The 18,312-nt window shown below is 64.4% G+C and carries 27 protein-coding genes; 24 read left to right on the forward strand and 3 right to left on the reverse strand.

Annotated elements, in window-relative coordinates; all coding sequences use genetic code 11:
* Nucleotides 1-77: 77 nt before the first annotated feature.
* From BLT44_RS16190 to BLT44_RS13460, 17 genes are all read left to right on the forward strand, one after another.
* Nucleotides 78-284 (forward strand): helix-turn-helix transcriptional regulator, encoded by a 207-nt coding sequence (locus BLT44_RS16190; protein ID WP_074690408.1) that lies wholly within the window; start codon nucleotides 78-80, stop codon nucleotides 282-284.
* On the forward strand, nucleotides 281-595 hold the full coding sequence (locus BLT44_RS13400) for a hypothetical protein (protein ID WP_010156326.1): 315 nt from the start codon (nucleotides 281-283) through the stop codon (nucleotides 593-595). The genes BLT44_RS16190 and BLT44_RS13400 overlap by 4 nt, the downstream gene beginning before the upstream one ends.
* Nucleotides 595-891: a hypothetical protein gene (locus BLT44_RS13405; protein ID WP_143026157.1), complete on the forward strand. Its 297-nt coding sequence runs from the start codon at nucleotides 595-597 to the stop codon at nucleotides 889-891. Before BLT44_RS13400 ends, BLT44_RS13405 begins: the two co-directional genes overlap by 1 nt.
* On the forward strand, nucleotides 891-1,121 hold the full coding sequence (locus BLT44_RS13410) for a DUF3039 domain-containing protein (protein ID WP_010156328.1): 231 nt from the start codon (nucleotides 891-893) through the stop codon (nucleotides 1,119-1,121). The genes BLT44_RS13405 and BLT44_RS13410 overlap by 1 nt, the downstream gene beginning before the upstream one ends.
* A complete protein-coding gene (locus tag BLT44_RS15415) occupies nucleotides 1,114-1,377 on the forward strand; it encodes a hypothetical protein (RefSeq protein WP_143026158.1) in 264 nt (87 codons plus the stop codon). The genes BLT44_RS13410 and BLT44_RS15415 overlap by 8 nt, the downstream gene beginning before the upstream one ends.
* Nucleotides 1,340-1,684 (forward strand): hypothetical protein, encoded by a 345-nt coding sequence (locus tag BLT44_RS13415; RefSeq protein ID WP_010156329.1) that lies wholly within the window; start codon nucleotides 1,340-1,342, stop codon nucleotides 1,682-1,684. The genes BLT44_RS15415 and BLT44_RS13415 overlap by 38 nt, the downstream gene beginning before the upstream one ends.
* A complete protein-coding gene (locus tag BLT44_RS13420; protein WP_010156330.1) occupies nucleotides 1,681-2,697 on the forward strand; it encodes an AAA family ATPase in 1,017 nt (338 codons plus the stop codon). Before BLT44_RS13415 ends, BLT44_RS13420 begins: the two co-directional genes overlap by 4 nt.
* 175 nt (nucleotides 2,698-2,872) lie before the next feature.
* Entirely contained in the window at nucleotides 2,873-3,025 is a 153-nt protein-coding gene (locus BLT44_RS15695) for a hypothetical protein (protein ID WP_176783309.1), read from the forward strand.
* A gap of 189 nt (nucleotides 3,026-3,214) precedes the next feature.
* Nucleotides 3,215-3,478: a hypothetical protein gene (locus BLT44_RS13425; protein WP_143026159.1), complete on the forward strand. Its 264-nt coding sequence runs from the start codon at nucleotides 3,215-3,217 to the stop codon at nucleotides 3,476-3,478.
* Entirely contained in the window at nucleotides 3,471-3,662 is a 192-nt protein-coding gene (locus BLT44_RS13430) for a hypothetical protein (RefSeq protein ID WP_010156332.1), read from the forward strand. The genes BLT44_RS13425 and BLT44_RS13430 overlap by 8 nt, the downstream gene beginning before the upstream one ends.
* Nucleotides 3,655-4,428, forward strand: coding sequence for a hypothetical protein (locus BLT44_RS13435; protein WP_010156333.1), 774 nt, complete (start codon nucleotides 3,655-3,657; stop codon nucleotides 4,426-4,428). Before BLT44_RS13430 ends, BLT44_RS13435 begins: the two co-directional genes overlap by 8 nt.
* Nucleotides 4,429-4,505: 77 nt before the next feature.
* Nucleotides 4,506-4,964: an HNH endonuclease gene (locus BLT44_RS16195; RefSeq protein ID WP_143026160.1), complete on the forward strand. Its 459-nt coding sequence runs from the start codon at nucleotides 4,506-4,508 to the stop codon at nucleotides 4,962-4,964.
* A gap of 335 nt (nucleotides 4,965-5,299) precedes the next feature.
* Nucleotides 5,300-6,793 carry a hypothetical protein gene (locus BLT44_RS13440; RefSeq protein ID WP_010156334.1) on the forward strand — a complete coding sequence of 498 codons (1,494 nt, stop codon included), beginning with the start codon at nucleotides 5,300-5,302 and terminating at the stop codon, nucleotides 6,791-6,793.
* A 74-nt stretch (nucleotides 6,794-6,867) separates the two neighbouring features.
* Nucleotides 6,868-7,188 carry a hypothetical protein gene (locus tag BLT44_RS13445; RefSeq protein ID WP_143026161.1) on the forward strand — a complete coding sequence of 107 codons (321 nt, stop codon included), beginning with the start codon at nucleotides 6,868-6,870 and terminating at the stop codon, nucleotides 7,186-7,188.
* Nucleotides 7,189-7,762: 574 nt separating this feature from the next.
* Nucleotides 7,763-9,112, forward strand: a complete 1,350-nt coding sequence (locus BLT44_RS13450) for a cryptochrome/photolyase family protein (RefSeq protein WP_029608398.1) — start codon at nucleotides 7,763-7,765, stop codon at nucleotides 9,110-9,112.
* Between the two features lie 18 nt (nucleotides 9,113-9,130).
* A complete protein-coding gene (locus BLT44_RS13455) occupies nucleotides 9,131-9,547 on the forward strand; it encodes a DUF1801 domain-containing protein (RefSeq protein ID WP_010157846.1) in 417 nt (138 codons plus the stop codon).
* A gap of 195 nt (nucleotides 9,548-9,742) precedes the next feature.
* Complete coding sequence (locus BLT44_RS13460) at nucleotides 9,743-10,852, forward strand: fatty acid desaturase family protein (RefSeq protein WP_010157844.1); 1,110 nt, start codon at nucleotides 9,743-9,745, stop codon at nucleotides 10,850-10,852.
* Between the two features lie 106 nt (nucleotides 10,853-10,958).
* On the opposite strand, the gene BLT44_RS13465 is transcribed toward BLT44_RS13460, so the two are convergent.
* From BLT44_RS13465 to BLT44_RS15020, 3 genes are all read right to left on the reverse strand, one after another.
* Entirely contained in the window at nucleotides 10,959-11,189 is a 231-nt protein-coding gene (locus BLT44_RS13465; protein WP_010156336.1) for a hypothetical protein, read from the reverse strand.
* A gap of 76 nt (nucleotides 11,190-11,265) precedes the next feature.
* Nucleotides 11,266-11,916 (reverse strand): DUF6226 family protein, encoded by a 651-nt coding sequence (locus BLT44_RS13470; RefSeq protein ID WP_010156337.1) that lies wholly within the window; start codon nucleotides 11,914-11,916, stop codon nucleotides 11,266-11,268.
* Between the two features lie 42 nt (nucleotides 11,917-11,958).
* Nucleotides 11,959-12,327: a transposase gene (locus BLT44_RS15020; RefSeq protein WP_176783310.1), complete on the reverse strand. Its 369-nt coding sequence runs from the start codon at nucleotides 12,325-12,327 to the stop codon at nucleotides 11,959-11,961.
* 696 nt (nucleotides 12,328-13,023) lie between these two features.
* Here BLT44_RS15020 and BLT44_RS13480 point away from each other — a divergent pair.
* The 7 genes from BLT44_RS13480 to BLT44_RS13510 all read left to right on the forward strand — a co-directional run bounded on the left by BLT44_RS13480 (nucleotide 13,024) and on the right by BLT44_RS13510 (nucleotide 18,289).
* On the forward strand, nucleotides 13,024-13,650 hold the full coding sequence (locus BLT44_RS13480) for a hypothetical protein (RefSeq protein WP_010156339.1): 627 nt from the start codon (nucleotides 13,024-13,026) through the stop codon (nucleotides 13,648-13,650).
* 156 nt (nucleotides 13,651-13,806) lie between these two features.
* Nucleotides 13,807-14,358, forward strand: coding sequence for a hypothetical protein (locus BLT44_RS15425; RefSeq protein ID WP_143026162.1), 552 nt, complete (start codon nucleotides 13,807-13,809; stop codon nucleotides 14,356-14,358).
* A 26-nt stretch (nucleotides 14,359-14,384) separates the two neighbouring features.
* Complete coding sequence (locus tag BLT44_RS13490; RefSeq protein WP_010156341.1) at nucleotides 14,385-14,945, forward strand: COG1361 family protein; 561 nt, start codon at nucleotides 14,385-14,387, stop codon at nucleotides 14,943-14,945.
* Nucleotides 14,942-16,324: an RCC1 domain-containing protein gene (locus BLT44_RS13495; protein WP_029608225.1), complete on the forward strand. Its 1,383-nt coding sequence runs from the start codon at nucleotides 14,942-14,944 to the stop codon at nucleotides 16,322-16,324. The genes BLT44_RS13490 and BLT44_RS13495 overlap by 4 nt, the downstream gene beginning before the upstream one ends.
* Before the next feature lie 29 nt (nucleotides 16,325-16,353).
* Nucleotides 16,354-17,025 carry an LPXTG cell wall anchor domain-containing protein gene (locus BLT44_RS13500; protein ID WP_010156343.1) on the forward strand — a complete coding sequence of 224 codons (672 nt, stop codon included), beginning with the start codon at nucleotides 16,354-16,356 and terminating at the stop codon, nucleotides 17,023-17,025.
* Nucleotides 17,022-17,702: a hypothetical protein gene (locus BLT44_RS13505; protein WP_143026163.1), complete on the forward strand. Its 681-nt coding sequence runs from the start codon at nucleotides 17,022-17,024 to the stop codon at nucleotides 17,700-17,702. The genes BLT44_RS13500 and BLT44_RS13505 overlap by 4 nt, the downstream gene beginning before the upstream one ends.
* Nucleotides 17,699-18,289, forward strand: coding sequence for a signal peptidase I (locus BLT44_RS13510; protein WP_010156346.1), 591 nt, complete (start codon nucleotides 17,699-17,701; stop codon nucleotides 18,287-18,289). Before BLT44_RS13505 ends, BLT44_RS13510 begins: the two co-directional genes overlap by 4 nt.
* The last annotated feature ends 23 nt before the right edge of the window (nucleotides 18,290-18,312 follow it).

Genomic DNA, 18,312 nt, shown 5'->3' on the forward strand with positions numbered 1-18,312 from the left:
CTTGTAGTTTCTTCGCTCTCTTGCTAACCTCGCACTACAGGTCACAAGTTCTAGAACCTGTAACGTGAGGAGAGATTGTGAACGGATTAGAAGTCAACGCTCGTCCCAATGCACTGCTTCGGGCGGCCGACATTGCGGAGCAGTTGGGCATCAGTACGGCGTCCGTATACCGGAGACGTTCGCTGGGGGAGCCGCTGCCACCAGCAATCAAAATCGGAGGTTCGGTGCGCTGGAAGCAGTCTGACGTGGACGCATGGATCGATTCTCAGCGGGAGGAGCGATGACTAAGCGCAAGGAAAAAGCCCCGAACGAGTTGCAGCTCGCCGAGGCCAAGAAGTCCGACACCATCAACCACCAGGAAGAGGTAGGAACTATGTCCACCATCATCTCACCCGATGTCGCCGCTGACAACTTCGCGGTTATCCATGTGGCCGGCTCGACCGTGGCGCCCGACACCGTCGGCGGCAATCACGTTGTACTCGAGTTCGACGGAGCCGGAGAACGACTTGTCGGCCTCACGGAGGCTTGTGCTCTTGCCGCGGCACTCCAGGCTGTCGCCGTGCACGTCATGGAGCAGCAGGAGGTGACGTGCTGATGGAAACCATCGTCACGGCCGAGACTGTCCAGGAGACGCTCCGGCAGCACGTCGGGGACTCGCCCCGCCGTCACCGCTCGATCGCCGCGCTCGCCGGCATCCCTCTCCCCACGTTCACCCGGAAGCTTGCCGCGAAGGAGTGCCCGTTCACGGTTCGCGAGTTGGCGAACATCGCCTTCGCTCTCGGCATCAAGGTCGAGACGTTCTGGCAGCCGGTCCCGGTAAAGGACCGGAAGTTGCAGCGCGGCACCGAGCCCGGTGAACCCGACCAGCAAGGCGTCGGAGGTGGGCTCTGATGACCGACTTCAATCACTACGTCCGGCGCACAGACATTACGCGTTCGATCGTGATGGGCGGCACGGCGAAAGCGCTGTGCGGTGAAACGCTCCAGCCGAAACACCAAGGCGCCAAAGCGATTCCCAACCAGGAGGTCGCCCACGTCGAGTTCGAGACCTGTCCTGATTGCGAGTTGTTCTATCAGGCACTTGCGTCAGAAGCTAAAGCGAAGGAGCCCACTCATGCCTGACACCACGCAGATCGCTCGTTTCATCGTCTCGCACGGCGAGTGGGAGCGTCCCGGTCACCCGGAGTATCAGCGGAAGATCGTGCTGCTCGACGGCGATGACGAAGTCACCCACTGGTTGAACCGTGACGAAGCTCTCGCGGTCGCAGGACGCTTGCAGGAGCTTGCTTCACGCCTCAACCATCCGTCCGAGTGGGTGCGGAGACCGACGCCCATCTCGCTTGCTGATCGACGCGCTCGTGACGCGGCTGACGATTAGCGAGATCGCTGCACGGCACCTCGACCAGTGGCGCGACCAGACCGAACGAGGGGAGCTTCAACTCTGGGAACTCCCCCCAGCGGTCCAGGCCTGGTACTTCGCAGGTTGGGCGGAGGCCATGCAGCAGGCACGGGAACAAGCCCGCATCTACGAGCACCAGCTCAACGTGCTCTACATGCAGGCATTCTCGCCGAACGACCGACGCGAGGAATATCAGCGCCGTCTCGATCACCACTTCGCCGAACAGGCGGAGCGATTCTTCACCGAACCCCTCATTGAGGGGCCTGCCCTGAGGAGGGCTGCATGACACTGATCATCACCGGCTACACGCCGACGCTGTACGAGAACATCCGGGAGCTGCTGGAGCGTGGCCCGGTCGCACCCCCGGCCCCCGGTATCGGACAGCGCAGCGATGGGATCGGCACCGTGTACGCCGGTCACGCAAACTGCGTCCTCGGGCCTCCGGAGTCGGGCAAGACATGGTACGCGCAGGCGACGGCCGCGGAAGTGCTCTTCACCGGTGGCAGCGTCCTCATGATCGACCTCGACCACAACGGCGTCGACGCTACCGTGTCCCGCTTCCAATCGTTCGGGATCGCAGGAGACGTGCTGAGTGACCCGACCCGATTCCGGTATTGCGAACCCGACGACCAGCGCGAGATCGACGGCATCGTGCAAGACGCTTCGGACTGGCAACCGACGCTCGTTGTGATCGACTCGTTTGGGGAGCTCGGTCCGATGTACGGGGCAAGTAGCAACTCAGCGGATGACTTCACGAACGTGTTCAGGCGGGCCGTGAAACCGTTCGCGCTGCACGGGTCTTGCGTCGTCGTCATCGACCATGAAGCGAAATCGAAGGACTCGGCAGCCTACGGGGCGACGGGAACCAGCGCGAAGAAGCGGGCATACTCCGGCACAATGCTCCGCTTCCGCATCGACCGGCCCTTCACCCCCGGTAGCGGCGGAGAGGCCGAGGTAACACTCGTGAAAGACCGCAACGGTGGTCTGCGTCGTCACCTCGCCACGGAGAAGGAACCGCTCGTGGGTCGCTTCAAGATGACCGACACCAACGGTGCGTTGGACGCGTACATCGTCGCGGCGCAGGCCGGGGAACAACCGAAGATGCTCGGGAGCACGACGGGCGCCAATCTCCCGGATCTCGTGCGGGAACTTGATCGTCTCGACCCTCCGCCCTCATCCGTTCGGGACGTGTGTGCCCGGATGACTTGGGGTAAGGACAAAGCTCGAGAAGCTCTGAAGGCGTGGCGTGAGGTCAATGGCATCGAAGCGGTCGTCACGCCGTTCCCGGACCGTACCTGACTGTACCTGGCCGAGGTGTACCTCAGATACACCCTCAGGTACGCCAACTTTGGCTCTACGACTGTACCGGGTACGTACCGGGTACAGCGGTGTACCTGTACCTGGACCCTATACCCCAGGTACAGGTACACCCCCTCGAAACTCGTCAATTCAGACACCCGCGAAAGGGGTCACCATGACCGCAATAACCACGATGGCAGCACACACTCACGACTGTCCCGACTGCCTATCTGAAACCCGCCTCGTGCACCTCGCCGACAACATCCACGTCGTGCAAATCCTCCACGACGACACCTGCCCCACCTACCAACGAATCGAGGGCGACTGATGAAAATGCGCGTGCGCGTCGTCCGGCGGGTTTGGACGAGTCCGACTACCGGCGAGGAGCAGGACAGCATCTTGATCCACAGCAACGGGGGCTTCGCAGTCATCCCGTTCGACAAGGCCCGTCGAGTGGTTGACGCAGTGCACGACCTTTGCGACGAGCACGACCGAGAACTCCGAGAAAGGAATGACCGTGATTACCACCCCGTATAAGCAGCTCCGCGACGAGCTCGGCAAACCGGAGGAGTGGCGACCCTCCTGGGCGCAGCACCTCGAGGTTCGACGCCACGGCGAGCGGACGATCTACTCCGCGAAAGTTGAGCACCTCACTGCGGACCAGCTCGAGGAACTGCACGCGCTCGGTCTGAGCGGCTGGGATCTCCGAATTGACTCCCCAGCCCTCAACCGCCTCCGCATCGCCCTCTGGCGAACCGACGAAAGGACACCTCATGCCTGAACGAGAGAACTTCTGGGGCGACGTACCCGCACCCACGGTGAACAACGCGCCGCCCATCGCCCTCAACGATGACGCCAGCCTCGCAGCCATCATCACCGGCCAACTGAACGGCCACACGACACCGCTCGAAACACTCATCCGCGCCGAGCTCGAGCGCCCCATCGAAAGGAACACCAATGCTTGACCACACCCTCATCCGAGAAGAGAGCATCCGCGCCATTGAAGCGGCCGGAGGTGAGTTCACCGACGAATACCACCGCCTCATCCGACGTCGCACCGAATGCGACCCCAGCACCATCAACGCGGCCCAGCAATACGCCGAAGCCGTCATCTCAGACGCAGACCCCACGCAAGTCGCCATGTGGGGCACCCTCGCCCTCGCGCAGACCACAGCATCCTCCGTCGATGAAGCAACAGTCCGCAACGGCCTCGCACGGGCACTGGCGCCAGTCCTCGACGCCGAGATCGCTAAGACCGCGGTGAAGAACTACGAGAAGTTCCGACGCCAGTTCAACACCGCCGCCACTGCCTTCACCAAAGCCCACGACATCATCCCGGCGACCACCGACCCGGGCGACCTCATCAACGCATCCTCCGAGATCCGCACCGCGTGGGCAGAAGGACAATCACTCGCGCACAATTTCGACGGCCTCGTGCCGACACTCACCGCCGCAGCAACCATCGCTGGCACCCAGACCAGCAACCCCATCGGCCTCATCCTCAACACCGAAGGACTCCACCGCCGCCGAGTGTGGGAAGCATGGACCGGACCCAACCGGTGGACCGCGCTACTGCAGCTCGGAGCCACCATCCACGCGGTCGCCCTCGAGGAATACGAGGACTACCGAGAGCCCGCACCCATGCAGCAGCGACACATTCGCGGCGACGTGGGCTGGCGCACCGTAGACGTAGACCCCGAGGACCACACGCCCGACGAGGACGACGAGTAACCGGGGGCACTCACTGAAGCAGGGGGCGGGGTATCTCACCATAGAACCCCGCCCCTCGCGCCCGAGAGGAGGGCACCATGCCGAACAGCGGCACACCATCCCGCACCGCCACCACCGCATGGCGACGCATCGCAGCAGCAGTACGCGAAGAAGGCCGCAAGCACGATCTTCCCTGCCACCTCTGCCGTGGCGCACGCGGCCCAATCGACTACCGCACACAAGCCGAAGCAGACCGAGACGCGAGAGCCGAAGGAAAGTACTGGCTCGTCCGAGCACCGCGACCGCTCGCGTTCGCCGCCGATCACGTCATCGCGCACGCAGCAGGAGGACAAGACAGCATCGACAACGCGAAACCATCGCACCGCTTTTGCAATGAACAAGCAGGAGCGAAACAAGCAACACCACGAACACGAACACGACAAGCACAAGCAGTCGTTGGCTACTGGTTCCGGAACGACGGACAAGGGCAACCACTACCAGGCCGAGCAATCCACGGATCACGCACGGCAACACACACATTCAGGGGAGGGGGTTAGGGGGTCGCGAAGCGATCAGCCGTCCACCCGCGGCATAGGCGATACCTCCAGGGCGCATGAACCGCCAGGAGGCGATTTGAGAGGAGATAACGGATGAGTAGTCCGAGGAGTATGTTGAGGGCGATTCAAGCACACCCGGAGGACGCGGTGCAGCGACTTGGGGTGCTGCGAGAGATCGTTGCGGAACGTCTGGATGGCACGGATTCAGCACGTGAAACGGCTTCGTTGGCGCGGTGCATGTTGGATATCGAGTCTGCGCTGCGAGGCTACGCGGGAGCAACGGCGACGACGCCTGTAGATGAGCTTCTGGCGAAGCGGAAAGCTCGGGGTGCATCGTGATTGCGGGGGTGCAGGAGCCGACGTTCGAGGTTGTACCGACGATCCCGGATCTTTCGACGGGGGATGACGCTATCGAGCTCGCGGAGGCTGCCGGTGTCTCTTTGCTGGGGTGGCAGGAGGTGCAGGTGCGCCGCATTCTCGGCCTGACGGAGGACAACCGCTGGGCAGCAACAAGGGTCGGCATCGCCGTTGGCCGGCAAAACGGTAAGGGAGTCATTCTCGAGGTCGTTGCTCTGGCGAAAGCGGTGCTGATGGCGGAGCGGGTGCTTTGGACGGCGCACGAGGTGAGGACGATGCAGGAGTCATTCTCAAGGTTCCGGGCGATCCTCGAGGCGGTGCCAGCGTTGTCCGCGATGGTGAAGGTGGTTCGGGCGGCGAATGGCCAGGAGAAGATCTCGTTCACGAACGGCGCGGAGGTGAAGTTCACGGCGCGCTCGAAGTCCGCTACTCGTGGGCTCGGCTTCACGACGATCATCGCTGACGAAGCGCAGGAACTGGACTATCTGACGATGGGCGCCATGCTGCCGACGCTCTCGGGGCAGGGCGACGCTCGCACACAGCTTGTGTTGACGGGCACACCGCCGTACTCCAGTAAGGGCGAGTTCTTCGCGGACGTTCGTGCTGCCGCTTATCTTGGCGGTGACGACCGGCTCTCGTGGTCGGAATGGTCGTGCGCGCCGGAGGACCGCCTCGATGATCCGAAGGTGTGGGCGAAGTGCAACCCGTCGCTCGGCGCTGTCATTCGTGAGGAGAAGATCGTGGATGAACTTCAAGCGCTCCAGGCCCGCCCCGACGTGTTCCGGCGTGAACGTCTCGGAGAGTGGGGAAAGTCCGGTGACCACGCCCTCGCCCTGGATGAAGTGGCCTGGGGCAACGGCCGCAACGGCACCGCGAATCGACGGGATGAGAACTTCACGTTCCGGCACGGCGACTTCCGAGTGTTCGGCATCGACACGACCTACAACCGAGAGATGACAACGATCGTTGAAGCGATCCCGCTGCATTCTGGGAAGGTGCGACTCCAGGTGCTCGCGTCGGCTCCGGGGCTCGAATGGGTGGGGAACGCGCTGAGCAAGGTGCGGGAGGAAACCGCGATGCTGAACGTGGTGTTCGATCCGCTCCGCACGGGCGACATCACGCCCGATCTCTGGGCCGCCGGCGTGCGTGACGCAAAGAACCGGAAGCGGCTCTCGCTGGCGACTGGACGCGAACTCACTCTTGCTTGCGACGGGCTCGTGCGGGCCGTTCGTGAGGGGCAACTGCTGCATTACGATCCTCGCCTAGATGCTGCCGCGCAAGGCGCTACTCGCTCCACGTTCGATGACGCGAAAGGGTGGAAGTTCGTGGGCGTCAACGGTGCGGACGTATCGCCGCTTATTGCCGGCGCTCTCGCCCTCCGAGTGTTGCGAGCATCGTCTCCGAAGCGGAAGGGCCGAGGAGTGTCGACGTTGGAGGAAAAAGAATCTCGCCCGCCAATGCTGATGTGGTGAGCGGACTGCGTGAGCCCCCGGCCAAGTTGGCCGGGGGCTTTCGCTTTGTCCGAGATGCCGGAGACAATGAGCTTATGAATGAACTACCCAACGGCGTGGCTGAGATTGCGAAGCTCTTGGCGGACACGACGCGAGGCTACGGAAACGAACTTCAGCAACACACTATTGCGAAGTTCAAAGCTGACCTGATGAACGCGACGGATCGCTGGCGGGTCATAGATCCGAAAGTGTTTGAAGCGGCACTGCTCGGCCATGGAATGCGTCCCCAGGATGCCGCCGTATTGGTGGACAACTTGCGAAAGCGGAAGGCCGGTAAGCGGCTCGTTCCGACGCAGGATCGCGAGTTCAAGTTCAGGTCTCCGGTGACCGTGTTCCCACCGCCCATCGAGTTCTAGCGGTGGATTGCGGGATCTTTCGACGCAAGTCTGCGATAATTGAGGCGAGGCCTGCTCGTCATTTCTCTAGACAGAATCTCCTCGTCCAGGTCGCGAGCGGGCCTCACTCGTGCACGCCATCGACTGGCGTATATCCCGCATCTATCCCGCACATTGGCCGATAGCCGAGCGAAGCGATTGCTACGTCGTTCGTAATCGGCGTCTGGTGAAGCGAAGATCCTTCCATCCCGCATAAACGGATGATTACTGAGAATTCTTAATCGAAAGGTCACCGGATCGATGCCGGTCGGAGCCACTGAACCCCCTCGTAGCTTCTACATCGAGGGGGTTCTTTTTTGCTTCCCCCGAAGATAGCGCAGCGCCCCCAAAAGGGTGTCGCCCCTCCCGGCACAGGCGATGGAAGGGGCGACGCGTCGTTGACTCGCAAGTGCATGGGGTACACGGTTCAGCGGGAACGACACTGACAAGTGTGGACGCACTCCAGAAGTACCGTCACCCCCTTGATTTTCCGAAGAAGCAGCCGGTCGTGCGCAACCCCCGGAACGGGAACGATCCGCGACCCTACGATGGGCTCATGACCGCTCTCATCTGGTTCCGCGACGATCTGCGACTTGCCGACCACGCGGCGCTCTCGGCGGGGGCGCGCGACGAGGGCGGGGTGGTGGCGCTCTACGTGCTCGACGAGGAGTCGGACGAGACGCGTCCGCTCGGCGGCGCGGCGAAGTGGTGGCTGCACGAGTCGCTCACGCGTCTCGGCGAGGCCCTGCACGAGCGGGGAGTGCCGCTGGTGCTCCGCCGTGGCGCCGCGGAATCGGTGGTTCCGGCGGTCGCCGCAGAGGTCGGAGCCGATCACGTGTACTGGAACCGCCGGTACGGCGCCGAGCGGCACATCGACGCGCGCATCAAGGAGCGGCTGCACGGCGACGGCGTCGACGCGCACTCGTTCCCGGGAGGGCTCCTGTTCGAGCCGTGGACCGTCGAGACCCAGTCGGGCGGCCACTACCGCGTCTACTCGCCGTTCTGGCGGGCGTGCCTCGCGATGCCGGGCCCCGCGGAGCCGCTGCCGATTCCGGAGCCGCTGCGGGGCGCGGAGCCGAGCGCTGCCAGCGATGCTCTCGACGACTGGCGGTTGCAGTCGAAGCACCCCGATTGGGCGACGGGGATCGCCGAGCGCTGGCAGCCGGGCGAGGATCAGGCGCTCGCGCGGCTCGAGCGCTTCCTCTCGAGCCGCGCGGGCGCGTACGCCGGGCGACGCGACTTCCCGTCCGAGGAGGTGTGCTCCGAGCTCTCCCCGTACCTGCGCTGGGGTGAGATCAGCCCGCGCACGGTCTGGCATCGGGCCCTCGCATCGGGCGCCGACGCCGGCGCGTTCCTCTCCGAGCTGGGCTGGCGCGAGTTCGCCTGGCATACGACGTTCCACAATTCGCCGCTGCATCTGCGCGAGCTCAACCCCCAGTTCGCGCACTTCCCATGGAAGGATCCCGACGAGCAGCAGCTGCGGGCGTGGCAGCGGGGCGAGACCGGCTACGGGCTCGTCGACGCCGGCATGCGGGAGCTGTGGCAGACGGGGTACATGCACAATCGCGTGCGCATGGTCACCGCGTCTTTCCTGACGAAGAACCTGCTTACGGACTGGCGGATCGGCGAGGCCTGGTTCTGGGACACCCTGGTCGACGCCGACACCGCGAGCAATCCGTTCAACTGGCAGTGGGTGGCCGGGTGCGGGGCCGACGCGGCGCCGTACTTCCGCATCTTCAACCCGGTGACGCAGCAGAAGAAGTTCGACCCCGATGGGCACTACGTGAGCCTGTGGGCGAGCGACAGCGTGCTGTTCCCCGAGATCGTGGATCTTCGCGCGACCCGTGCGCGGGCGCTCGCCGCCTACGACACCGCCCGTCACAGCGACGCGCGATCCGACGACTGATCGAGGGATGGGGCTTCGATGGCGACGCGAACCCCGGCGATGATCCCCTCCGACACGCCGGTGGGGGAGGTGCTCGATCACGTGACGGGCGCGCGACGCGATGAGGCGGAGCAGCTGCTCGACCTGCACCGGGAGGTGAGCGGCGAGCGGCCGGTGGTGTGGGCGGGCCGCATCATCGGCTTCGGCGAGCATCACTACCGGTACGAGAGCGGCCACTCCGGCACCGTGCCGGTGCTCGCGTTCGCCTCGGGTCCGGCGAAGCACACCGTCTATCTGGCGAGCGATTTCTCGGAGCGGTGGCCGGAGGCGCTCGCGGCGCTCGGTCCGCATCGGGCGAGTCGCGCGTGCCTGTACGTGTCGCGGCTCGCACGGGTCGATCTCGCAGCGCTGCGGCGGATCCTCGAGCTGAGCCGCGACGCGACGCTCGGCGGGTGATGGCCGGCGATCCTCGTCGCGTCGGTGCCGGATCGCGCGGCCCGCGACCGCGGCAGCTGTGCGTGCGCTGTGCAGCATGCGCATATTCAGCGGGACGCATGGTGCGGCCGATAGCGTGAGGCCAGCGATCGGCACCCGGCCTGTGGCTTACCCAGGGCTCGCTCACCAGCGGCCCGGAACGGAACGGTGCCGACGATGACGCCAGCGAACACCCGCACCCTCGAGGGCCTGGGCCGACTGCAGCCGACGCGGGCGCGCGCGAGCGACTTCCCGCCGATCGCCAAGGCGTACACGCGGGTGTCGCAGGTCGTGCGCGAGTCGGGCCTGCTGCGCCGCGCGCACTGGTTCTACGCGAGCGTCGCCGTCGGTATCGCCCTCGCCCTCGGCGGCGCGGTGACCGGCTTCATCCTGCTCGGCGACAGCTGGTTCCAGCTGCTCATTGCGGGTGCGCTCGGCATCATCTTCACGCAGATCGCATTCCTCGCCCATGAGGCGGCGCACCGCCAGATCCTGTCGACGGGCCCGGCGAACGACCGACTCGCGCGTTGGCTGGCGGGCGCGATCGGCATGAGCTACTCGTGGTGGGATTCGAAGCACACCCGGCACCACGCGAACCCGAACCGGGTCGGCAAGGATCCTGACATCGAGGTCGACACCATCTCCTTCATCGAGGAGGATGCGGCGCAGGCGCGCGGCTTCGTGCGCGCGATCACGCGGCGGCAGGGGTGGCTCTTCTTCCCGCTGCTCACGCTCGAAGGCCTCAACCTGCACTTCCACAGTTTCAAGTACCTGTTCAGCCGGGAGCCGGTGAACGGTCGCTGGACGGAGCTCGCGATCATCCTCGTGCGGTTCGCGGTCGTGCTCGTGCCCGTCTTCCTGCTGCTCCCCGTCGGCATGGCGTTCGCCTTCATCGGGGTGCAGCTCGCTGTCTTCGGCGTCTACATGGGCGCGTCGTTCGCGCCCAACCACAAGGGCATGCCGGTGATCGCGCACGACGCGAAGCTCGACTTCTTCTCGAAGCAGGTGCGCACGTCGCGCAACATCCGCGGCGGGTGGTGGGCGACCTGGCTGATGGGAGGCCTCAACTACCAGGTGGAGCACCACCTGTTCCCGAGCATGGCGCGGCCGCACCTCTCGAAGGCGCGCGCGATCGTGCGCGAGCACTGCCGCACACTCGGCGTGCCGTACACGGAGACGTCGCTGTGGCGCTCGTACGCGGTCGTCATCGACTACCTGAACCGCGTGGGCCTCGCGGCCCGCGACCCGTTCGACTGCCCCATCACGGCGCAGTACCGCCGCGCGTAGGGGCGCCGCGAGCGCGGCGCCCTCCCGGCGCGCCGCGCTCGCGGCGCTCTCCCGGGGCGCCGCCGTTGCCCGGGGCGCCGCTGGTAGCCGTGGGTGTGCGGCGTCGCTACTGGCCGGCCTGCTCCGCGTCGTAGTCGGTCTCGCGGCGCTTGCGTCGGGGCGACGTCGTCGACTTCACGAAGAGACGCACCAGTGCCCGCTTCTTCTCGAAGTACGCATGGCGGCTCAGCTCGCCCGCCTCGAACTGGGCCTCCAGCTCGCGCAGCGTCTCCTCCGCCGTCGCTGCGTCGAAGCGCGAGTACCCGTTCGCGAGCGTGTGCTCTTCTCTGATCCCCATGGTTCCCCTTTCGCTGTCATGGATGCTACGCGAGGGCGCCGACATTCTCGCCGTGCGGGCCCTTAGGCCGTGTTGCTCAAGAGACTGAGGCCGAACGCGGCCATGAATCCCATCCGTCGGGAAGGGCGCGCAGGATGGGTTTGGCGTCTTTGAGGCGCCGGGCAGGAAGATCTTGGGAGCGGGACTTCCCGGAGCTCGCGCCGTCGGGATAGGTGAAGGCGTAGTCGACCCAGGGGCGAAGTCCGCGTTCAATCGTCTCTCGGTAGTTACCGCTGACGATCGCCAATACTTGCTGCTCAAGTTCATCGGCTTCGGCCTGCCAGCTCGAGTCGCATGCGTCGCAACCGCAGGCTGGGTAGTAGAAGTCGTGCAATAGGCCCGCGTGCATGTGGATCCCCGGATAGGCGGTGAAGACCATCGTCAAGGACGCGCACTTCGGATCATTGGGCCGTATCCGCACGGCGCGCACCACATCATGAAGTTCAGGACGCAGCAGATCGGCCGCCGCCTCAACACCTTCATCGACCTCGACGTCGTACGTCTCTCGGAGGTGCGCGATGAGGGCATCGGCGACAACGTGGATCGGCGCGAACCGCTCGGGATGCGTGTCGACCGAGTAGGTGTCCTCCGGAGGCGACCCGTGCCACCGATTCCCATAGTTGATTACGCCGTCGTCAGCATCGCGGAAGACCGGCGCGTCGATCAAGGGGCGGACGTAGGAACTCATTCCATCATCCTGCCTCATCCTTGCGGTTCGACGGGCCCGTGCTCAGGCCGGACGGGACAGGTCCGCCTTCATCCATATCAGAGTGGCGGCGAAGCTGGCGGCGGCTCGGTAGTTGCGAGCGGTCTTGTCGAAGCTCATCGCGATTCCGCGCCCGTTGCTTGAGCTTGTCGAAGCATTGCTCGACGACGTTTCGGCACTTGTAGCGCTCTGCTGGTGACCGAAGTCGATCGGCTGGCCCGGCTTATTTCGACGGTGAGCGATCTGGTTGTCGCGCTCAGAAATCGTCGCGGCGATCCCGCGGTCGCGGAGCCATGCGCGGTTCGCCTTCGACGGGTATCCCTTATCGGCGAGCACCCGGTCGGGACGGGTGCGGGGTCTGCCCTTCCCGTCCGCGTCGGACTGCTGCTGCACCTGGGCGAGCATCTTCTCCCAGGTGCCGTCTCCGGCCCACCGATTGAACCGCTCGTAGATCGAATTTCACTTTCGGAACCGTTCCGGCACGTCCCGCCACGGCCCCCCGGTTCGGTACTTTCACGCCACTCCTTCGACAGCGAGTCGATGATCTGTCCATGGCCGCGACCGACCCGTCACTGTCGGCATCAACGGCTACATCACCCACCACACCTTGTCAGATATCTCCTGCCGCGTCACCGTTCGAGACTCACCCAGCCAGTGGCGGAACCGCTTGATCAACACGCCCTAGCACGAACGAGTGCGAGGCGAGGAAGGCGCGCGGAACGGGGGGTCGTGGTTCCGCAGTGGCGAGGCGCCGCGGAACGACGACCGTTCTTCTCTCGGTCGCTCGCTCGGCTACTGAATTTCGCCGAAACCGCAATACTCGCTGCCACTCGTACGACTACTTAAATTCTCTCCCCTATTCCCCCCCCCCTCCCCCCCGCATCGATACTGCATTTCCCTGGTTCTGTACTGCATTCGGCAGACAAGCCTGCTGAAATTCGCCAAAGACGCCGGTAGCGAATTTCTTTCCCGCTGAGATGAAGGTGCCGCCCACGACTGAGGCGCGGCACTGTCGCTGATCGGTAACACTGATCACTGGCGAACTCGTCCATGTCCCTCTCGAAGCGGACTACAGCAAAAGGAATACTCATGGAAATTGCATCCACCGTGCACGGCAAACGACGCGTTCTCCTCGCCGGCGGCGCTCTCCTCGCAGCAGCCGGTCTCGTCACCGCTGCGGCCTTCAGCGACTTTGCGAACCTCAATCTGGGGAACGGAACCGACGGGGGCGGCATCGGCGGAACGGAGTCGCGATTCAACATCCAGGTCGTGGGCACCGACGATGCGGGCGTGCCGGTCGCGGGCACCTGGCAGGAGGCCGACACCCCGGAGGGCGTCAACATCGCCATCCCCGGCGCGGATCTGATCACCCCGGGCGACACCATCTCCGTCGAGATCCCGTTCCGCAATGAGAGCCCGCGCCTCGGCGCCGACATCAACTTCTCGCTGCAGGATCGTCCGGGATTCACCTCGGACGATGCGATGGCCAGCGCGCTTCGCTACAGCGTCGCACTCGGCGATACCGTCATCGCGGATGGCGTGACGCAGGCCGAGGTCGCGGATCTCGACCTCGGAGTGTACGAGAGCGGTGCCGAGGGCGTGCTCAAGGTCTCGGTGGCGCTGCCCGACCAGGGCAGTGCTGACGCGAACAACGCGCTGCAGGGCCAGACGTCGTACGTTCAGGCGAACTTCGACGCTACGTCGGTTCAGCCGTAAACAGGCGAAACGGGCGGGCGCGACTGAGTCTCGCGCCCGCTCGTTTCCGAAAGCAGCAGGTGGAATCACGTGAAAGTGAAGGACCTCGAAATGAGAAGAACTCTCGATGGGAGACGCCGCACAGTTCTGGCCTCTGGCGCTCTGTTCGCTGTTGCGGTGCTGACCACCGCTGCAGCGTTCACGGACTACGCGGACGTGAATGTAGCAATTGATGGAAAAGACAACACCTTCGACATCGTCGCCGCGGGAAGCAGTGCCGCTGGGTGGCAGCCCAGCGACTCCGACTGGGCGCAGGGAAACCCCGAGGCGTATCGCATCCACTTGACCGAGGACGGTCGTGGGTATCCGCTCGCTCCCGGAGGCCGGTTGGAGCTGCGCGTCGCGGCGAAGAACGCGAGCCCGAAGCTCGCCGGAGCGCTGTCGGTGCGTATCAGCGATCCCAACCCGCAGCAGGACGCCGTCGACCCGGGCACGGGTCGCTATCTTGAGCTCTTCGACCAGCTGAACTTCAGTCTCATGGACGGAGACGTCGTCGTCATGGATCATGTGCCGGCCAGTGAGCTGCAGAGTTTCACCTGGGACGCGGCGCTCGAGGCCGGCGAGGTGCGCCTGCTCGATGTGGTCATCGAACTGCCCGAGAGCGTGGACAACCGTTGGCAGCAGGCATCGACCGACGTGCAGTTCTCATTCGAGGCGGTGAACGTATGACTGAGTCATCACGGGTCAAGGATCGCGTGAAGCTCGCACTCGCCGCCGGTGCGCTCCTCGGGCTTACCGTCGGGGTGACGAGCGCGGCCTTCTTCGATCACGCAACAGTCGCAGTCGAGCCGGTGGGCGCGACGTACGACTTGGCCTTCGCAGTTGGCAGCGAAGACGTCATCGAGCAGGGCAACCCGGAGCCGAATGCGCTCGATCTTTCCGCGATGGCGGACATCGAGGAACTCGGCGCTCCTGACACGGCGACCCTGCAGCTGCGCGTCAAGAACAATGGAACGACGAATGCGGGGGACGTGCATCTCACGGCAGGCTCGTTGCTGCAGAACCCGACTCCCGATGTCGACGGGGTCACTCGCGATCCCTTCGATGTGCTGTTGATGTCGGTCGCGGTCGAGGGTGAGCAGGCGACCGATTTCCTTCCGGCGGGTGACGTGGACGTCGCCCTTGCTGACTGGCCGGCCGGCGAGATTCGCAGCGTCACTGTCAAATTCGCCTTCGAGCCGGGCGCCAGCGATGGTCCCTTCTACCACGGGCGCGACGTACTGATTGGACTTCTAGTGACGGGAGAGTCGCGATGAGCGTGCTGGGAATGGACTACGCCGCAGCGAGAAAGCGCGTGCGGGGCCTCGGGTTGTTCGCGGTCGCGGCACTTGCTGCGGTGGCGACGGGCTCTACGACGATGGCGGCGGAGCCGACGCGGGCCGGCTATGTGGACACCGCTCAGATGGCGGTGCCCGCACTTACCGCGCCTGTGGACTACATCGCCGTCTCGACTCAGTTCTCCGCAACATCTGCCGCACTGTCCAATGGATATGCGTGGGTCTGGGGCTACAAGGAGCGGGGCATGGGCGGCAATGGCGCAGCTTCGGAATCGGATCGCTCGCCGCAACCGGTGTACAGCCTCCCCAAAGTGGTCAAAGTTGTCGGTGCATCGGACCTCGGCGAGGACTACGGCACGTTCGGAGTGCTGACTGAGGATGGAGAGGTGTGGACCTGGGGGTCGAACAAGCGCGGCCGCTTGGGCATCGGTGAGACGTCCGGCGTGAACGACTTCCGTGCGACGCCGCAAAAAGTGGAGTTCCCTCCTGGCGAGCGGATCATCGATCTCGGTTCGATGCGAGCAACGATGGCTGCGCTCTCGGAGAGCGGGAAGGTCTATACATGGGGATCCGGTCAGTGGGGGCAGGCCGGGAACGGCAGCACCACGGAAACCAATGGCCCGTTGTCGCCCTACTTGGTGATCGACAATGTGCATTCGATGCACGTCGGTCAGCGAATCGTGTGGGTCGTCACCCGAGAGAACAAAGTCATCTGGTGGGGCCGCAGTTACATCGGGGAAGGCGGTACTGGGAAGTCCGCGACGAACAACAACCCGAACCCCGAGGAGTTGCCCGCGCTCACGGCCTTCGCGTCCGGGTGCGAAGGGCCGGCGATCGCCGAGTACGACGAAGCGGATGCCTGCTCGATTCGGGCACTCACCTCATCTCGTCAGGCATCGGCGCTTTTGCTGCAAGACGGAACCGTGTACACCTTCGGCAATCGCACCGACAGTCAGATCGGGCGAGAAACGACCGCTGCCGGAGCGTTGATTCCCGGACTCATCGAGCTCCCGCAGAAGGTCGAGCGGGTTTCTGCAGGAAACTACCACTTCACCGCGTTGACGGAGAACGGCGAGGTGTGGGGCTGGGGAGACAACCTGGAGTGGGCTGCTACCGGCAACATCCGACCCGACGGATCGACGGGTCAAGGCACGACCGATGCGAAGACACCGACCAAGCTGCCACTCCAAGACATCATCGCAATCGGCGGCTCACGAGATACCAGCTACGCCACGCGGTCTGACTCTGTCCTGATCGGATGGGGCGATGGTCGACTCGGGGCGATTTACGGAGCGGAGAAGCGTCGGCAGTCCTTCACCTGGCTCGAGCTGCCCGGAATTCGGGTGGGGGAGCAATGATCCGGTTGAATCCGAGAGGAAGCAATGCCATGCAGAAGTCTCAAGCGTTTGTGATGAAGACGACTCTTGTCGGAATCGTCGGCGCGAGCTTGATGACGGGGTCTTCGGCGTCAGCCATCGAGCCTGCCGACCTCATCGAGGGCGACGAGCCTGAAGTGCTCATCGAGTCGCCGGCTCCCGGCCACCTCCAGCAATGGGACATGTCGGTGAAGAACGTCAGCGGCGCCGTATTGCCGCTCGAAATGCAGATTGACGGTGAGTCCGAACAACTGTTCGGCGGTGCGGCGCCCCTGCGCGTGACCCTTGCCGAGACGGAGACCGGTGCAGTGCTCGCCAGTGGCGCTGCGAGCGAGTTGCTGGCTGCTGACGTTCAGTTGCCGAGCCTCGGCCCGGGAGATACCTACCGGCTTACCGGCACGGTCGCGCTTCCGATCGAAGCTGGTAATGAGTACCAGGGTGCGTCGGGGTCGCTGGACTTCCGGTTCGTAGCAGTCTCGGACGACCCTGTAGCGAGCGCAAAGTCCGTTGGCGCTGTCTCACAAGCGAAAGAAGACCTCGCGAAGACGGGTGATGACGGCACTCTGAGTGCGCTCATGGCAGGCGCCATTGCGGCCCTGGTCGCAGGCGGAGCTCTCTTAGCGCGACGGTTCCGCCATGCCGGTCACGCAACGGCGGTAACGAGCAAGGAGACTTCACGATGACACTGAAGCGCGCAAACGCGTCGTCCGGTGGATTGCTGGGAAGACGAGCGATTTCCGGTCTGACCGCCCTGTCGCTCGGCGCTGGAGCCATCGCTCTCACGGTGGCCGGTGCCACCGTGACTGCGGCGGCACTCCAGGATGACGCTCGACTCAATGTGACGGCGGTGGGCTTCGACGGTGTCTTCGACGTTGGCGTGGTCACGCCCGAGGGGACCGTGGAACAGGCCGACGGTGATGCGCCGTATCTGTACCCATTCCCTGCGGGTGCAACCCTGCTGCCGGGCGGATCGGTGACCGCCGAGATTCCGGTGTTCAACAATACGAACGGGCTCGCCGCTGCCACCGATTTTCAGGTCCAGCTGCTGAACGAGGATGGGAGGGTCGATGCGGCTACTCCGAATATCACGCCCTTCATACGATTCTCTGCGGTGAACCCAGCAGGTGAGCTCATCTTCGAGAACGTCACCTGGGACCAGGCAAAGGGCTCCCTCGGCGTACTCTCTTCGCGCGGAGCGGAACCGCTCAGCCCGGGTGCGAGCTTCACCGAGGGAGCGGATGGCAGCAAAGGGGTGCTCGCTTTGACCGTCTCGTACCTCGATGCGGACGGGGTGCGTGAACTCAATGGAGGACAATCCGCCTTCGCAATCCGATTCGACGCTTCTTCGGTGAAATCATGACGCTCCAGACCAGTACTCCTCCGACGCAGGAGACCGCGCTCGGCGCGGGGAAACCCTCGATCGAGATGTCACCCGTGCTGCGCACCTATGCATTCGTCCGATCCGCTCTGCTGTCCGTAGCTGCGGTCATCGGCGTGCTGTGCATCGTCGCCTTTCTCGCTGCGATCCTGTTCAAAGTGCAGCCCGTCGTCGTGATCTCCGGCTCCATGGAGCCGAAACTGCCCGTCGGCTCAGTGGTGTTTGTGAAACCGACTCCTGCCGGTGAGCTGGAGCCCGGGGACATTGTGACGGTCGAGCGGCCTCGCGAGCTCGGATTGGTGACGCACCGTCTTGTCGAGAAAGAAGAGATCGGATCGGAGGGGTGGGCGCTCACTCTGCGCGGTGACGCGAACGCCTCCGACGACCCCGAACCCTACAACGTGAAGACGGCTGGCAAGTACGTCTTCCACGTCGTCGCGCTCGGCCACCTGACGCTGATGATGCAGGATGGCGGCGGTTGGCTCTTCATCGCGGCATTCGGAATCGCGCTCCTGGCGCTCTTCGTGCTGGATCCGTCGAAGCTCGCTCGTAAGACGGCAGGGCCGTAGCGCAGCCCGAGTTACCCCGAGAC

The organism is Leucobacter chromiiresistens, from assembly GCF_900102345.1.
Classification (GTDB): domain Bacteria; phylum Actinomycetota; class Actinomycetes; order Actinomycetales; family Microbacteriaceae; genus Leucobacter; species Leucobacter chromiiresistens.

What these genes read in the sequence shown, in the direction of transcription:
- BLT44_RS13400 (WP_010156326.1), top strand. Translation starts at nt 281, where the DNA reads ATGACTAAGCGCAAGGAAAAAGCCCCGAACGAGTTGCAGCTCGCCGAG.
- BLT44_RS13405 (WP_143026157.1), top strand. Translation starts at nt 595, where the DNA reads ATGGAAACCATCGTCACGGCCGAGACTGTCCAGGAGACGCTCCGGCAG.
- BLT44_RS13410 (WP_010156328.1), top strand. Translation starts at nt 891, where the DNA reads ATGACCGACTTCAATCACTACGTCCGGCGCACAGACATTACGCGTTCG.
- BLT44_RS15415 (WP_143026158.1), top strand. Translation starts at nt 1,114, where the DNA reads ATGCCTGACACCACGCAGATCGCTCGTTTCATCGTCTCGCACGGCGAG.
- BLT44_RS13420 (WP_010156330.1), top strand. Translation starts at nt 1,681, where the DNA reads ATGACACTGATCATCACCGGCTACACGCCGACGCTGTACGAGAACATC.
- BLT44_RS15695 (WP_176783309.1), top strand. Translation starts at nt 2,873, where the DNA reads ATGACCGCAATAACCACGATGGCAGCACACACTCACGACTGTCCCGAC.
- BLT44_RS13430 (WP_010156332.1), top strand. Translation starts at nt 3,471, where the DNA reads ATGCCTGAACGAGAGAACTTCTGGGGCGACGTACCCGCACCCACGGTG.
- BLT44_RS13435 (WP_010156333.1), top strand. Translation starts at nt 3,655, where the DNA reads ATGCTTGACCACACCCTCATCCGAGAAGAGAGCATCCGCGCCATTGAA.
- BLT44_RS16195 (WP_143026160.1), top strand. Translation starts at nt 4,506, where the DNA reads ATGCCGAACAGCGGCACACCATCCCGCACCGCCACCACCGCATGGCGA.
- BLT44_RS13445 (WP_143026161.1), top strand. Translation starts at nt 6,868, where the DNA reads ATGAATGAACTACCCAACGGCGTGGCTGAGATTGCGAAGCTCTTGGCG.
- BLT44_RS13450 (WP_029608398.1), top strand. Translation starts at nt 7,763, where the DNA reads ATGACCGCTCTCATCTGGTTCCGCGACGATCTGCGACTTGCCGACCAC.
- BLT44_RS13455 (WP_010157846.1), top strand. Translation starts at nt 9,131, where the DNA reads ATGGCGACGCGAACCCCGGCGATGATCCCCTCCGACACGCCGGTGGGG.
- BLT44_RS13460 (WP_010157844.1), top strand. Translation starts at nt 9,743, where the DNA reads ATGACGCCAGCGAACACCCGCACCCTCGAGGGCCTGGGCCGACTGCAG.
- BLT44_RS13465 (WP_010156336.1), bottom strand. Translation starts at nt 11,189, where the DNA reads ATGGGGATCAGAGAAGAGCACACGCTCGCGAACGGGTACTCGCGCTTC.
- BLT44_RS13470 (WP_010156337.1), bottom strand. Translation starts at nt 11,916, where the DNA reads ATGAGTTCCTACGTCCGCCCCTTGATCGACGCGCCGGTCTTCCGCGAT.
- BLT44_RS13480 (WP_010156339.1), top strand. Translation starts at nt 13,024, where the DNA reads ATGGAAATTGCATCCACCGTGCACGGCAAACGACGCGTTCTCCTCGCC.
- BLT44_RS13495 (WP_029608225.1), top strand. Translation starts at nt 14,942, where the DNA reads ATGAGCGTGCTGGGAATGGACTACGCCGCAGCGAGAAAGCGCGTGCGG.
- BLT44_RS13500 (WP_010156343.1), top strand. Translation starts at nt 16,354, where the DNA reads ATGCAGAAGTCTCAAGCGTTTGTGATGAAGACGACTCTTGTCGGAATC.
- BLT44_RS13505 (WP_143026163.1), top strand. Translation starts at nt 17,022, where the DNA reads ATGACACTGAAGCGCGCAAACGCGTCGTCCGGTGGATTGCTGGGAAGA.
- BLT44_RS13510 (WP_010156346.1), top strand. Translation starts at nt 17,699, where the DNA reads ATGACGCTCCAGACCAGTACTCCTCCGACGCAGGAGACCGCGCTCGGC.